Annotated in this window: 13 protein-coding genes and 1 riboswitch; all 13 genes read right to left on the reverse strand. The window is 32.8% G+C overall.

Annotated elements, in window-relative coordinates:
- Positions 1-14 precede the first annotated feature (14 nt).
- The 13 genes from metH to epsC all read right to left on the reverse strand — a co-directional run bounded on the left by metH (position 15) and on the right by epsC (position 15,899).
- On the reverse strand, positions 15-2,693 hold the full coding sequence (gene metH, locus NHF47_RS00465; protein ID WP_252763074.1) for a methionine synthase: 2,679 nt from the start codon (positions 2,691-2,693) through the stop codon (positions 15-17).
- Positions 2,693-3,682, reverse strand: a complete 990-nt coding sequence (locus NHF47_RS00470; protein WP_252763075.1) for a homocysteine S-methyltransferase family protein — start codon at positions 3,680-3,682, stop codon at positions 2,693-2,695. Before NHF47_RS00470 ends, metH begins: the two co-directional genes overlap by 1 nt.
- 66 nt (positions 3,683-3,748) lie before the next feature.
- Positions 3,749-3,859: riboswitch (SAM riboswitch) on the reverse strand.
- A 170-nt stretch (positions 3,860-4,029) separates the two neighbouring features.
- Positions 4,030-5,127, reverse strand: coding sequence for an aspartate kinase (locus NHF47_RS00475; protein ID WP_252763076.1), 1,098 nt, complete (start codon positions 5,125-5,127; stop codon positions 4,030-4,032).
- Positions 5,128-5,132: 5 nt separating this feature from the next.
- Positions 5,133-6,086, reverse strand: a complete 954-nt coding sequence (locus NHF47_RS00480; RefSeq protein ID WP_252763077.1) for an alpha/beta fold hydrolase — start codon at positions 6,084-6,086, stop codon at positions 5,133-5,135.
- 97 nt (positions 6,087-6,183) lie between these two features.
- A complete protein-coding gene (locus tag NHF47_RS00485; RefSeq protein ID WP_252763078.1) occupies positions 6,184-6,642 on the reverse strand; it encodes an OsmC family protein in 459 nt (152 codons plus the stop codon).
- A 2-nt stretch (positions 6,643-6,644) separates the two neighbouring features.
- On the reverse strand, positions 6,645-7,937 hold the full coding sequence (locus tag NHF47_RS00490) for an O-acetylhomoserine aminocarboxypropyltransferase/cysteine synthase family protein (RefSeq protein WP_252763079.1): 1,293 nt from the start codon (positions 7,935-7,937) through the stop codon (positions 6,645-6,647).
- Positions 7,938-8,430: 493 nt separating this feature from the next.
- Positions 8,431-9,054: a bifunctional precorrin-2 dehydrogenase/sirohydrochlorin ferrochelatase gene (locus NHF47_RS00495; RefSeq protein ID WP_252763080.1), complete on the reverse strand. Its 624-nt coding sequence runs from the start codon at positions 9,052-9,054 to the stop codon at positions 8,431-8,433.
- Complete coding sequence (locus tag NHF47_RS00500; RefSeq protein WP_252763081.1) at positions 9,047-9,805, reverse strand: DUF2490 domain-containing protein; 759 nt, start codon at positions 9,803-9,805, stop codon at positions 9,047-9,049. The genes NHF47_RS00495 and NHF47_RS00500 overlap by 8 nt, the downstream gene beginning before the upstream one ends.
- Complete coding sequence (locus NHF47_RS00505; RefSeq protein WP_252763082.1) at positions 9,806-11,446, reverse strand: NADPH-dependent assimilatory sulfite reductase hemoprotein subunit; 1,641 nt, start codon at positions 11,444-11,446, stop codon at positions 9,806-9,808. It lies immediately after the preceding gene.
- Between the two features lie 88 nt (positions 11,447-11,534).
- Positions 11,535-13,277 carry a sulfite reductase flavoprotein subunit alpha gene (locus tag NHF47_RS00510; RefSeq protein WP_252763083.1) on the reverse strand — a complete coding sequence of 581 codons (1,743 nt, stop codon included), beginning with the start codon at positions 13,275-13,277 and terminating at the stop codon, positions 11,535-11,537.
- The gene (gene cobA / locus NHF47_RS00515) at positions 13,222-14,040 is read right to left on the reverse strand and encodes a uroporphyrinogen-III C-methyltransferase (RefSeq protein WP_252763084.1); all 819 of its coding nucleotides are present in this window, start codon (positions 14,038-14,040) and stop codon (positions 13,222-13,224) included. The genes NHF47_RS00510 and cobA overlap by 56 nt, the downstream gene beginning before the upstream one ends.
- Before the next feature lie 112 nt (positions 14,041-14,152).
- Entirely contained in the window at positions 14,153-15,064 is a 912-nt protein-coding gene (cysK, locus tag NHF47_RS00520; RefSeq protein WP_252763085.1) for a cysteine synthase A, read from the reverse strand.
- Positions 15,065-15,074: 10 nt separating this feature from the next.
- Positions 15,075-15,899, reverse strand: a complete 825-nt coding sequence (epsC, locus tag NHF47_RS00525; RefSeq protein ID WP_252763086.1) for a serine O-acetyltransferase EpsC — start codon at positions 15,897-15,899, stop codon at positions 15,075-15,077.
- Positions 15,900-16,064 lie beyond the last annotated feature (165 nt).

Genomic DNA, 16,064 nt, shown 5'->3' on the forward strand with positions numbered 1-16,064 from the left:
ACAATACGACAAATTTAATCTGCTATATTTGGAGCTAACCATTTTGAAGCCATTTCTACCGAAATACCTCTACGGTTTGCATACTCTTTTACTTGATCTTCTTTTATTTTTCCCAATCCAAAATATTTGCTTTCAGGATGTGCAAAATAATATCCAGAAACCGATGCTGCAGGCCACATTGCCATGCTTTCAGTTAAAGTAACACCTATATTTTCTTCTACTTGCAACAACTTCCATATCGTGGGCTTTTCTAGATGATCTGGACAAGCGGGATAACCAGGTGCTGGACGAATTCCTTTATAAACTTCTTTAATCAACTCTTGATTGTTAAGATTTTCATCTGTTGCATAACCCCAAATCTCCTTTCTCACTTTTAAATGCAGATATTCAGCAAATGCTTCTGCCAATCGATCCCCCAAAGCTTTCACCATAATGGAGTTATAATCATCTAATTGTTGTTCAAAAACAGTTGCTCTTTCGTCTACACCAAAACCAGTAGAAACACAAAAACAACCAATATAATCTTGTATTCCAGAATCTTTAGGCGCTACAAAATCAGCCAAAGCAAAATTGGGAGCACCAACTGTTTTCTGAGACTGTTGTCTTAATGTTAGAAACTTCTCGATTCCTTCCGAAGTCACAACACTAATATCATCATCATTTATTTGATTGGCTGGAAAAATTCCCAAAACACCTTTGGCTTCAAACCATACTTCTTCAACAATTTGCAGTAACATTTTTTGAGCATCTTGAAACAACTGTGTCGCTTGTTCTCCTACCACTTCATCATTTAAAATAGCTGGATATTTACCAAACAACTGCCAAGATTGAAAAAAGGGTGTCCAATCAATAAAATCTACCAATTCTGATAATTGTACTTGAATAACCTTGGTACCTATAAAATTAGGCTTGGAAGGCACATAATTTGACCAATCAATTTTATATTTATTATGACGTGCTTCATCTATAGACAAGAAATTTTTCTCTCTACTCCTATTTAAATAGCCTTCACGAAGGGTATTATATTCTTCTCTAATTGCTTTAACATAATTTTCCTTGGTTTCCTTTTGAAGCAGGTTACTAGCTACAGTTACTGCTCTTGAAGCATCATTAACATGCACTACAGTTTCTTTATATTCAGGAGCAATTTTCACTGCGGTATGCGCCCTAGAAGTGGTTGCACCACCAATCATTATGGGTATTTTGATGTTTAACTTATCCATTTCTTTGGCTAAATACACCATTTCATCCAAAGACGGCGTAATTAAACCACTCAAACCAATGATGTCCACTTTCTCTTGAATTGCTGTTTCTATAATTCTTTCGGGTGGCACCATAACCCCTAAATCAATGATTTCAAAATTATTACATCCTAAAACCACAGCAACAATATTTTTACCTATATCGTGTACATCTCCTTTTACGGTAGCCATCAATACTTTTCCAGCACTTGAAGAGTTTCCTGTTTTTTCAGATTCAATGAAAGGTAATAGATAAGCCACTGCTTTTTTCATCACACGGGCAGATTTTACCACTTGAGGCAAAAACATTTTACCACTTCCAAACAAATCTCCAACTACATTCATACCAGCCATTAAATTGATTTCAATAACTTCAATAGCTTTATTAGATTGCAATCTTGCCTCTTCTACATCAATTTCGATAAATTCATCAATCCCTTTTACTAAAGAATGTGTCAATCGGTCTTGAATACTTCCATTACGCCACTCTTGAATAGCCTTTTCATTGATTTTAGTTACATCTCCTTTATAACTTTCCGCTAATTCTAATAATCTTTCAGTAGCATCTTCTCTTCTGTTAAGTAAAACATCTTCCACATGCTCCAGTAACTTTGTATCTACCTCATCGTAAATCTCAAGCATTTCTGGATTTACAATTCCCATTGTCATTCCATTTTGAATGGCATGATATAAAAAAGCAGCATGCATGGCTTCTCTCACTTTATCATTACCTCTAAAAGAAAAAGACACATTACTTACGCCTCCTGAAACTCCGGCATAAGGTAAATTTTCTTTAATCCATTTCGTAGCTCTAAAAAAGTCTAAAGCATTTAGTTTATGCTCATCCATACCAGTAGCAACCGGAAATATATTGGGATCAAAAATGATATCTTCAGCAGGGAAACCCACTTGATTTACTAATATTCCATACGATCTTTTGCAAATTTCGATACGCCTTTCATAGGTATCAGCCTGACCAACCTCATCAAAAGCCATCACAATAACAGCCGCACCATATCTTTTTATTAATTTAGCATGATGTACAAAAGTTGCCTCTCCTTCTTTTAAAGATATGGAATTCACAATTCCTTTTCCTTGAATTACCTTTAAACCAGCTTCAATAATTTCCCATTTAGAACTATCAATCATTATCGGTACACGGGCAATATCTGGTTCAGCAGCAATTAAATTTAAAAATTTAGTCATTGCTGCAACACCATCCAACATCCCTTCATCCATATTAACATCAATGATCTGCGCGCCACCTTCAACTTGATTTCTAGCAATATCCAATGCTTCATCGTAATTTCCTTCTTTAATGAGGCGAAGAAATTTACGTGAACCCGTTACATTAGTACGTTCTCCAACATTGACAAAATTAGTTTCTGGAGTAATAATTAAGGGTTCAAGGCCCGATAATTTTAAATATTTTTTACAATCCCCTTCTTTCATTATGCTTCAACTTCAACTTTTCTAGGTTTAAATTCTTTAGCAACTTCTGCAATTAATTGGATATGTTCTGGAGTTGTACCACAACACCCTCCTATAATATTTACCAAACCATCTTGAAGATATTCACGAATTAAAAATTGCATTTCTTCTGGAGATTGATCGTATTGACCAAAAGCATTGGGTAAACCTGCATTCGGATGAGCAGAAATATTCAATTGCGTATTATTTGCTAGTCTTTTTAAATACGGCTTTAACTGATCTGCTCCTAAAGCACAATTAAAACCAACACTTAATAAGGATATATGACTTATTGAAATTAAAAAAGCTTCCACTGTTTGTCCTGACAAAGTACGACCTGAAGCATCTGTTATGGTACCAGAAACCATTACCGGAATGTCAATTTTTCTTAGTTCTTTAACTTCTTCAATAGCAAAAAGTGCTGCTTTTGCATTTAAAGTATCAAAAATGGTTTCTACTAAAAGTACATCACATCCACCATCAATTAAGGCTTCCACTTGTTGTTTATAGGCTTCTTTCAATTGATCAAAAGTTACCGCTCTAAAACCAGGATCATTTACATCTGGGCTCATGCTTGCTGTTCTGTTAGTAGGTCCAATAGAACCCGCTACAAAACGCGGTTTGTCTGTGAATTCATCCGCCACTTCACGTGCTATTTTAGCAGACTCATAATTTAATTCATAAACTAAATCTTCCAAATGATAATCTGCCATACCAATAGTGGTACCTGAAAAAGTATTCGTTTCTACAATATCTGCACCCGCTTGAAAATACAATCGATGCACCGCTTTTACCGCTTCAGGTTGTGTAATGGAGAGTAAATCGTTATTTCCTTTCAACGGATGTGGAAAATCTTTAAATCGTTCCCCTCTAAAGTCTTCTTCAGAAAAATTATTGCGTTGCAACATCGTTCCCATGGCTCCATCGAGCACTAATATTCTTTTTTGAATTTCATCCAAAATTTTTGACATATGCATCTTTTTGCGCTACAGCATTTATTTTTTAAAATTTTGTTATCAAGAAAAGGAGACTTTCTTACGTTATCTTTTTCTGACACATCACATCAGAATAGAATGTAGCACCTTCTATAAGAAATAGGGTTGCTAAGCTTTCACAGAGTCTAATCTCTCCAGCTTTCATGATAACAATCAGTATTTTTACGAACCCCGCAAAAGTACTAATGTTTTTACAAAATAGAAATATTTTCTAATTTTAATTTAACTTGAATATAATTTTAGTTTTAAAAACTAATTAAAAATAAAAAAATAGTTTTATAGATTATAAAATTTTGAAATTCCATAATTTAAAACTATTTTCTCTACACCTCTAAAAGTTGTTTTTTAACCTTAAATTGTTTGGCAATTTTAATAATATCAGACAAAACACCTCTTGCAGTGACTTTTTTACCTGCTCCAGCACCTTGAATAACTATAGGAATATCACCATAGGATTCTGTAAAAATTTCAATTAGATTATCAGCTCCTTTTAGTTGTCCCAATGCAGATTGTATGGGCACCGAAACCAATTTAACCTCTAAATTATTTTGCAATACATCCAATTCACCTACATATCGCAACACATGATTTTCACTTTGAGTAATTTTTGCAATTTCATAATCTTTATCCAATAATTCTTTGCTAATGGAATAATTCCTTTTCGATAATGCGTCAATCTTTTCAGTGGTAAGCGAGGTAATTTTTACATCTTCAAATTCATTATTTAAATCCAATTCTCTAGAGAGGATTAATAATTTTCTAGCCACATCTTTTCCAGATAAATCCTCTCGAGAATCAGGTTCCGTTAAACCTAATTTTTCGGCTTCAATTAGTATTTTAGAAAAAGGTACATTTTCGTTACCAAATCGATTAAAAATATAACTTATAGTTCCTGAAAACACCCCTCTTATTTTGGTAATTTTTTCTCCTGCCAAATACAAATCTTGTATGGTATTAATAACAGGTAACCCTGCACCAACATTCGTTTCATACAAAAATTGCTTTTCATTTTTATGCAAAACCCTTCTTAATTCTTTATAAAAATCAGAATGCAAAGTATTCGCTTTTTTATTAGCTGCAACTATATTAAAATTATTCTGAATAAACGGAATATAATTTGTAACGATTCCTTCATCAGCTGTAACATCAACAGCTATAACATTTTCTAACTCATTCTGAAGTACATAATTATAAATATCTTCAATAACATAATTTTGACTTAAGGATTTAAATTCCTCCACCCAGTTTAAAGGCAACGGTCTTTTAGTAAATAAGGCAAATTTAGAATTGCAGACAATCGGAATTCTCAAATTAACTTTAAACTTTTCTTTAAAAAAGTCATGCTTTTCAATAATTTGATCTACAAGTGTACTACCCACATTGCCAATTCCAAAAATGATGATATTTATTGTTGTATTCATAGGTTTTAATTTAAAAAAATTTGTTTTAATATTTCGTTCAGTTGTTGGTATTCCATCAAAAAAGCATCATGCCCATGAATAGAATTGATTATGTAATGATTGAAATTGGCGTTATTTTTATGCAAGGTTTGGTATTCTTCTAAATTATTTTGAAACAACAAATCAGAATTAATATTAATGGCATGAACTTCTATCTTGGTCTCTTTTAGAAAACAATTCAGATTGAATCCATTTTTTACAATATTAATGGTACCCAATAAGAAATTCATTTGTCGGTAAGCATTTAAAGAAAAACGTTCCGTTAATAAAATACCATGATAAGACAACCAATCATTTACAGTGTAAATATTTCCTTCTTTAGCATTTTTAAACCGCTGATTAATAGACAAAGGCGTTCTATACAACAACATAGCGTGTTTTCGAGCAATTGCAATTGGATTCTTACTATAATTAAGAATATCATCTTGGATACCTACATTTGCAATTACCCAATCACTAGCAAAATAATGGCTCGCAATAGGAATTACTTTTTGAATTCTTTCGGGATGCAAAACGGCCATTTCCCAAGAAATACCTCCTCCTAAACTACCTCCAATTACAGCGTAAAGGTTTGTAACATTCATTGTTTCTAAGCCCAACCAAAACAACTTAGCAATATCTAGAGTTGATATTTCTTTATAATCAGAAGACAAGCCATTTTCAATTTGAAAATTATTCCCTGGAATATTAAAAGCAATAACGGTATATTGATGCAAATCGATAATATGGTCGTAATCAATTACATTTTTCCACCAACCATTCTCACCAGACACATTTGAATTTCCAGTTAAGGCGTGATTGATTAAAATTATTGGAGCGTTGCCAATAGGTTTCCCAAAAACTTGATAAAACAAAGAAACATCAGCTTTTCTTTTCTCGTTTTCTAAGACAAAATTTGCAATTTCTATTTTTTGTAGCATATTTTTTTCCGCTTAACACATTTAAAATTGAAAAAGAGTCTTTGATTTTGTCAACCAAAGACCTTTTCCACAACAAACGTAGCCATTCATTTAATTTTTAAATTACACTCACTGTATCGAATGCACTTACTAAATCCACTTCAATAGGAGTTGGATTGACAAGATTATCATAAACAGGACAACGACTTTCTACTGTTTTCAACCAATTTTCTAATTGTTTTTTAGATATATCAGCTTCTAATTTAATCGTTGCTTTTAGCTTGCTAAAACCAGCCCTCTCAGTAGTTTCCCTTCCATAAAATTTATCAACATCAATATCTCCTGAAACATCTACCTGTAAAGATTTATATTCAATTTTTAGTTCTTTAGCCACTAAAGTACCGACTGCATTAATACAACCTGCATAACCAGCCAAAACGTATTCCAAAGGACTTGGCGCATCTAAATCAGGGTGGTTTTTATTTTTACTAATTCGGATATCGTGGTTTTCTGTTTTTATTAAAAACTGCTCATCTCTTTTTGCTCTACCATATATAGTTACTGTTTTTGCGCTCATATTTATACTTTTAATCCGTTTTTAACTGTTACAAATGCTTCTTTCAAATCTGCTTTTAAATCTTCAATATCTTCTAACCCTACTGAAAGACGAATTAAATCTTGTGTTACACCTGTAGTTGCTTGTTCCTTTTCAGACAATTGTTGGTGTGTAGTACTTGCTGGATGAATAATTAAGGATTTCGTATCACCAATATTTGCTAAAAGAGAGAATAATTTGGTTTCGTCTACTACTTTCTTAGCCGCATCAAAACCACCTTTTAATCCGAAAGTTACTATACCACTTTTCCCATTTGGAAGGTATTTATCAGCTAAATCTTTGTATGAAGAAGTTTCTAATCCAGGATAATTTACCCATGCTACTTCCTCTTGTTTTTCTAACCACTGTGCTAATTTCAAAGCGTTTTCAGAGTGTTTTTTAATTCTAATTTCTAAGGTTTCTAAACCTTGAATCGTTTGAAACGCATTAAACGGACTTAAAGCGGCACCAAAATCACGTAATCCTTCAATTCTCACTTTTGCAATAAAAGAAGCTGCACCTAACACCTCATAATATTTCAAGCCATGATATCCTGGAGAAGGTTCTGTAAATTCCGGAAATTTTCCGTTACTCCAGTCAAATTTTCCAGCATCGATAATTACTCCACCTAAAGAAGTTCCGTTTCCTGTAATATATTTTGTTAAAGAGTGAATTACTATATCCGCACCGTGTTCAATAGGATTTAACAAGTAAGGTGTAGCTACCGTATTATCTACAATAAAAGGCACTTTATAATCATGTGCTTCTTTAGCAATCGCTTTTAAATCTAGCACATCTAATTTTGGATTTCCTAAACTTTCAGCAAAAAAAGCGCGTGTGTTTTCTTGAACGGCATTTTTAAAGTTTTCAGGGTTGGAAGGATCAACGAAAGTGGTTGTAATTCCTAGTCTTGGTAACGTAACATTCAATAAATTGTAAGTTCCGCCGTATAAACTACTAGAAGCTACAATATGATCACCTGCTTTTAATAAAACTTGTAAAGCGGTTGCAATTGCAGCTGTTCCTGAAGCCGTTACAACAGCTCCAATGCCACCTTCTAAAGCCGCCAATCGTTGTTCTAACACATCATTTGTAGGATTGTTCAATCGAGTATAGATATAACCTGCTTCAGACAAATTAAATAAGTTGGCTGCGTGATCTGAATTATTAAAAACATAAGAGGTTGTTTGATAAATAGGTACAGCTCTTGTTCCAGCATTTTTTGTAACATCGTGACCAGCATGTAAAGCGTTTGTTGCGAATTTTTGAGTACTCATAATTTTTTGATTTAATTGTTTTTATTATTTATTTTTTGATTTTTCTCATTAAAAAAACCCTTTTGAAAGTTTTTCCAAAAGGGTTCCATTTTTAAACATAACTAAAGTTTAACCATTATCTTTTGGACATACTAAGGTGGTGCGCACATGCACATCATCATCATACAACACATTTTATTATTATTTTTCATTTTTATATTTTTAAATTAAGGATATAAAAAAACCTCCGTTTTGTTTAACAGAGGTTTTGTATCATTTATTAGAATTATGCATACGTTACCTCTGCGGAATGTTCCACATCATTTTACACATCATACACATAATTGTTCTCATCGTTTTTGTTTTTATTACTTTGCAAATTTAGAACTAAATTCTACATTTACAAATATATTAGTATATTTTTCTAAATTTTACTATTTAAAATAATATAAATAGATTTTTATTCTATATTACCGTTTGTTAAGCCTAAAAAAAATTACAAGTTGTCCCTTTTTCAGTTTATCGCAAATAATCTTTTGAATTTATTCCAAAAACCCGGTTTCTTTTGAACAGAAAAAGCGGCTGTAATTGTGTTTAAATCATTTAATTTTTGCTGCAAATCTCCTTTATGATTTGATCTAAACTGATGCAAAACAGCTAAGTTTTCATCAATAGTATCTGGTATAATAGCAGTAAAATATTCCCTCATTCGCTTTGCTAGAACAGGCGACTTGCCATTCGTTGAAATTGCAATTTTAAGATTTCCTTTGTTTACAATAGATCCCAAATAAAAATCACATAAATCGGGTTGGTCTGCTGCATTTACCTTAATACCTCTTCCTTTTGCTAAGTTTCTTACATTTAAGTTTACCTCAGCACTATCAGTAGCAATGATTACAAAATCTTTTTCAGCTAAATCATTCTCTTCGAAAGGTCTTTCAAAAAAAGTAATAGTAGCATAAGAATCTACAATTTGCTTTAATCTTAGATGTATTTGTATCCCAACAATGGTAATTCGAATAGTAGGATTTTGTCGCAATAAGGTTTCTGTTTTTTCTAAACCAACATTTCCTGCTCCAACAATCAAAAAGTGAGCTGTATCTGTTTTTAAAAAAACTGGAAAAAGTGTGTTACTCATTTGTACTATTTTTAAAATCTATTTTATGAAAGAATGACAATCTAAGAATATCTCTATTGTAAAAATCGATACCGTTCGCTTGCTGCTGGAACCAATTTAGATATCCTAATTCGACAGCAACATTTGAATTAACTATAGTATGTAAACCCAAGTAGATCCGATTTTGATCAAATGTATTTTTTACAATTTTATTTCCTATATTAAACAGCACCTCATCTTTTACTTTTAAAATTATTTTGTCAGATTGCTCTTTTTTGTATAATGGGAAATCTATCCCTAATTGATATCTCATTCTTAAATTTGAAAAAACATAGTTATCAGTCAATTCATTTTCTTTAATTAATGCAAAAAAACGTGCTTCTAATTTATACCGATGCGACACTGAAAAGAAAGCATATTTTTGACTATTTTGTATACCAATATTAGGTCTTAACTCTGGAACCATTAACATATTCTTTGTACAAGGGTTATTCGGACTTTGAAGAAAAAAAGTAAAACCAACAAAACCAATCCAATTTTCTAGTAACTTTCTTTCTAAATCACTCCTAAACAATAACTGATGCTGTTGAAATGGTTCTAAAAAAACGCGCTCTTGAATTTCGCTTTTCAAACTCCAGTCTTCATTAAAAACAAACGTTGGATAATATCCAATCCAAAACAATTTTTGATGAATTATATTTTTTTGTCCGAAAATTGCAATTTGAGAAAGCAATAAAAAAACAAGTACTGCTTTCTCTATTCTATTTTTCATCTAAAACACAGTTCTAAAAGCAAAATCACCAAAAGTTTCGTTTTCTAGTTTTTCTTTCACATATTTCCCTAATAAAAGATCAACTTCTTCTAAAATTTGAGTCTCGGTTTGTTTTTCTTTGTATAGTTTATTCAATCTTTCCCCATAACGATCACCTCCTAGCATAAAATTATATTGTTCTGGACCTGTACCAATGAAACCCAATTCAGCTACATAAGGACGCCCACAACCATTAGGACAGCCCGTCATTCTAATTGAAATTTCTTCGTTGGATAGATTGTATTTTTCTAATAAAGGCTCTATTTTGGTTACCAAAACTGGCAAATAACGTTGCGCCTCGGCTAAAGCCAAAGGACAAGTTGGTAAAGCAACACAAGCCATCGAACTTTTTCTAAGCGCACTAACATGGGTTTCAATAACAAACTGCTTCAACAAGGCTTCTATTTTTTCTTTTTCACTATCTTTAATTTCACCTAGAATTAAATTTTGGTTCCCCGAAAAAATAAAATTGGATATTTTTAATTTCGCTACTTCTAGTAAAAAAGCTTTTTGATTCGGCTGCACTACACCATGTTCCACAAAAAGAGTATAAAACCAATTCCCTTGATGGTTTTTTTCCCAACCATAACGATCATTTCTTTCTGTAAATTGAAAAGGTTTTGCTACCTCCAAAGAGAAACCAATTCTTTTTTCTAATTCTTTTTTAAATCCGTCAACTGTCAATTTTTCGATAGTATATTTCAAACGAGATAATTTTCGATCGGATCGGTTTCCAAAATCTCTTTGAATGGTTAGCACTTCATAAACTGCATTTAAGATTTTTTCTTCAGAATCGATAAACCCAAGTACATTTCCCAAACGCGGAAACGTATTTTCATTTCCATGTGTTGTTCCTAAACCACCACCTACAACAAGATTAAACCCTTTCAACTCCTCATTTTCAACAACAGCAATTAACCCTAAATCATTGGTAAACAAATCCACATCATTACTTGGCGGAATGGCAATTGCTATTTTAAATTTTCTTGGCAAATAACGATCTTCATATAACGGATCTGCTTCAGCCGAACGCTCGTATATTTTTTCTCCATCAATAAAAACTTCATAATACGATTGCGTTTTGGGCAATAATAAGGTTGAAATTTTATCCGCATAATCGTGAATTTGTTTATGCAATGGTGATAATTGCGGATGTGCAGAAACAATAACATTTCTATTTACATCGCCACAAGCTGCGATTGAATCTAATTTTGCCACATTAAAAGATTGAATCGTAGGTCGCAATTGATGCTTTAACAACCCATGTAGTTGAATGGTTTGTCGCGTAGTAATTTTCAACGTTCCGGTTCCATATGATTCTGAAGTTTCGTGAATGGCCAACCATTGATCTGCTGTAATTTGTCCGCCAGGAATACGCAAACGAATCATAAAAGAGTATAATTTGTCTAATTTTTTAGCCGCTCTTTCTGCTCTTCTGTCTCGGTCATCTTGCACATACATTCCATGAAACTTAACCAATGTTTCATCATCTGGTCGTACATTACCGGTATGATTATCTAAGTCGATACTTTCTTTTAAAGTTCCTCGTAAACCGTCACTTTTTGTTTTTATAAATTCTACTGGAGATAATTTAGTGCTCATTTTTATTTTAAATTTGATTTTTAAATGTTCTCGATACATTTTTTGTTTTATTCCCTTCCACAAAAAACACGCGAACTGACGAATGGATTTAATACACGTCTTTTTGATATTTTCCTGTTGCTTCTAACTCTTCTAAAATTTGTTTTGCTTCTGTTGTAGCTATGTTTCTTTCTTGAGATAACACTTCCACTATTACTTCTTCCACATCAGCACTCATAGGATTCTTTTGTCCGCAGATATATAAATGAGCTCCGTTTTCAAGCCAAGCATTAAATTCTTTTGCTTTTTCTTTAATACGATCTTGCACATATATTTTACGCTCTTGATCTCTAGAAAAAGCCGTATCTAATTTTGTTAAAACGCCTGTTGCAATCCATTCTTGAATTTCGGTTTGATAATAGAAATCATGGACAAAATGTTGTTCCCCAAAGAACAGCCAGTTTTTACCTTCTGCTCCTGATGCATCTCTTTGCGATAAAAAGCTTCTAAAAGGCGCAATTCCAGTTCCTGGACCAATCATTATAATGTCGGTATCTTCTTTAGGCAATCTGAAATTTTGATTTTTATGAATATAAAAATCGAGAGGTTCATGTAACGGAAAATCTGCTAAAAACTGTGACGCTAATCCTGTTTTAAGTTGATTGCTTACATTAAAAGTATTTAAATTTACGGTTAAATGTACTTCTCCATCATGTGCTTCATTGGAAGAAGCAATAGAATACAATCTTGGCGCAATGGGTAAAAGAATTTCTAATAAATTTTCAATTTGAAAAGAATCAGGTTTAGGATATACTTGCAAAACATCTATTAAATCTGCCCTTTCAAAAGTAATTTCAGCTTGCAATAAGTGTCCTAATTGTTCAAGTGAACGCTTACTAAGTCCCTTTATATTTTTTTCTTGTAACCAATTTTCCACTGTTTTTTGTTCGCCATTTATGGTAATTAACTTTTGAGCATCTGCTTGAAAATAATTCATAATAGCTTGAGTATCTTCTTTACTGTTTTTAGGAATAATTCCTAAAGCATCACCAGGTTCATACAAGACCTCTTCTTCTGTAACTATCTCAATATGATAGGTTTTCTTATTAGAACCTATATCATTCAAGATAATCTTATTATTAATTTTCCCCACATAACTTTTCTTATGTGATGTTGTAGTAGCCATCTTTGAAATCACAACTTCAGTAGTTGTTTGCTGTTTGAAAACTTGTTGCAAATCTTGTTCCCATTGTAACACATTTGGAGCAAAATCAACATCTGACTTTACTAAAGGTAACAAACGCTTTGCTCCTCTTTTGGATAAAATTTCATCCAATAAAACACCCGCGTGACAAAATAATGGATATGAAGAATCCCCTAAACCAAGAACCGCAAAGGAAATATGCTGCAAATCCAAATCATTTTTTTGTAGATAATTGTAAAACTGAATCGCGTTTTGAGGAAATTCACCTTCTCCTTGCGTACTCATTACAAATAGGATAATAGTTTCTTTTTCCAATTTTGCTGTGTCGTATTGAAACACATCGATTGCTTTAGCTTGAATTTTATTTTTCTTGAAATTAGCCAGTAATTGAGAAGCTACTTTCTTAGAGTTCCCCGTTTCCGTTCCATAAATAATCAAGGGTTTAACAGCGACATTTTCTGTTGAAGCAATCACTGGAATTTGAATTTCGTTTTTACTTCCCTCTAAAAAACCTGCCAAGTAGCCTTTTGTCCATATTATTTCCTCTCTAGAAGCATTTTGAACGAGTTGTTGTAAATAATTTAATTTAGTATCAGATAGCATTTTGTAAAAGGGTTTTATGATTATCAAAATAGGATGTGGTTTCATTTTGTTCTTTAAACCAAGAAAATTCGTGGTGCAAATTCACCACATTACCTACAATCAATAGTGTAGGCACATATTCAAAGCTTGGTAACGATTTTTTTTCTAAGTCTGTAAATTGAAATACTTGGGTTTTTTGCTCTGGTGTTGTCGCTTGTTGCACAACAGCTAAACCTTTATTTTTTTCAACTCCGTGAAGTATAAATTGATTCACCAAAGTATTCAAACGTTGCCCACTCATATAAAAAACAAGCGTATCTTCGGTACTAGACCAGTTTCTCCATTGTTCATGGGTAACATTTTTCAAATCATATAAAGTAAGAAAACGCACTCCTCTTGAATACGACCTAGCTGTTAGCGGTATCCCTGTATAAGCAGCAGCACCAAAAGCAGCAGAAATACCAGGAACAATTTCATAGGGAATTTGGTTTTCAACCAAAACTTGCAATTCGTCTAAAACATTTGAAAACAAAGAAACATCACCTCCTTTTAATCGAAGCACTAACTTTCCAAGACTAGCAAATTCAACCATTAATTCATTAATTTCACTTTGTGGCGTATGAATTCCTTTGGAACATTGTTTACCTACATAAATTATAGTCGCCTCTTTTTTTGCATATTCATCTACTAGAATGGGAGAAACCAATCGGTCTATTAAAATCACATCTGCCACTTGCAAATATTTAAGTGCTTTTACACTTATTAAATCAGGATCCCCTGGACCTGCACCAGCAAGTATTACCTTACCTTTTGTTGAAATTTGTATCATTATTAATTTTTAAAAAACACTTACCCCATAGGTTTTATAGAGTAAGTAATTAAAGTTTTTATTTTTTTATCTTCTAAATAACCTGTCTCAATAAATTAATTGCATCTAATTATCAAAACAAATCTTCTACAGAAAGATAACGCTCACCTGTATCATAATTAAATGTCAGCACCACTGCATCATCAGGTAGTGTTGCTATTTTTTTTGCGACAGCAGCTAAAGAAGCACCCGTTGAAATTCCCACAAAAACACCTTCCTCCAAAGCAATTTTACCAGCAAAATCATACGCTTCGTCTTTAGAAACAGAAATGACTTCATCAATAAATTGAGCATGATAATTTCCTGGAACAAAACCTGCTCCAATACCTTGCAAAGGATGCGGACCTGGAGCTCCACCACTTAAAACTGGAGACAATTCAGGTTCCACGGCAATTACTTTCAATTTTGGAAATTTTTTCTTTAATACCTCAGCAACACCAGAAATGTGTCCACCCGTTCCTACACCAGTGATAATATAATCCAAACCCTCTGGAAAATCTTCGATAATTTCTAAAGCGGTTGTTTTCTTGTGCGCCTCCACATTAGCCGGATTATCAAATTGAGAAGGCGACCAAGCATTTGGGATTTCACGAACCAATTCAGCAGCTCTTTCAATAGCACCTTTCATTCCTTTCTCTCTAGCGGTCAATTCGAATTGGGCTCCATAAATCTCCATTAATTTTCTTCTCTCCACACTCATAGACTCAGGCATTACCAAAATAACTCGATATCCTTTCACGGCAGCAACTAATGAAAGTCCAATCCCTGTATTTCCAGAAGTAGGCTCAATAATTACACTTTCAGGATTAAGTAATCCTTTTTTTTCAGCATCTTCAATCATACCTAACGCAATCCTGTCTTTAATACTTCCTCCAGGATTTGCTTTTTCCAATTTGATCCAAATATTTTTATTTGAACCGTACATTCGATTAATTTTAATTACTGGGGTATTCCCAATTGTATTTAAGATATTTTCTACTTTCATATGTTTTAAATTAAATTATAAAGTTTATAGGTTCACTTGATTTGTGTTTTGATTTTACAATAGTTTCACTTTTATGATACACTAAGGTTTCTTCTTGAATGGTTTCAGTTAACCAAACATTCCCTCCAATTACCGAACCTTTGCCGATAACAGTATTTCCTCCCAAAATAGTTGCATTTGCATAAATAATAACATTATCTTCTATCGTAGGATGTCTTTTTTGAGTAGCTTTATCTTTACTGACACTTAATGCGCCCAATGTTACACCTTGATATATTTTTACATCGTTCCCTATAATTGCAGTTTCACCAATAACAATTCCTGTTCCATGGTCAATAAAAAAACGTTGCCCAATACTAGCCGCTGGATGTATATCTATTCCCGTTTTTCCATGTGCATATTCAGACAAAACTCTCGGTAAAATTGCAACTCCCTTATTCCAAAGGTTATTTGCAATTCGATAGACTGCAATAGCAAAAAAACCAGGATAGGAAAGTAAGACTTCATCCTTAGATTTTGCAGCTGGATCAAACTCGATAATGGCTTCCAAATCATCAAGTAAATCACTATGAATGATGATTAAATCTTCAAACAAACTCGTTGCAGTAGTAATTTTATCCAAAACACCAACTTGAGATAGAAACAACTGCAAATCCAATTGCAAAGCCTCTTCTGTATGTTTAAACAATTCTATATTCGTACATTCACCACTTTTACAAAACAACCACGCAAACAATTCCTCAATCCAAAATTCTATTTTCTTCTTAGTAATAGATAGGCTCTGAGTAGAATTATTTTTTTCAAATAAGACAGCACTGATAGTCATTTGTTTCATATACTTGGTAACTTAATCGATAGTGTGTTAAACAAAAAAACCTCTGCATTTCTGCAGAGGTCCTATAACTCGTATAATAATTATTATTTTTAAGCAATAGAGATACTCTGCGGATTTTTCCACATCATACAACACATATTGCATACGAATAACATCATTTTTATT

This window comes from Flavobacterium sp. NRK F7, assembly GCF_024054195.1.
In the GTDB taxonomy this organism is placed as follows: domain Bacteria; phylum Bacteroidota; class Bacteroidia; order Flavobacteriales; family Flavobacteriaceae; genus Flavobacterium.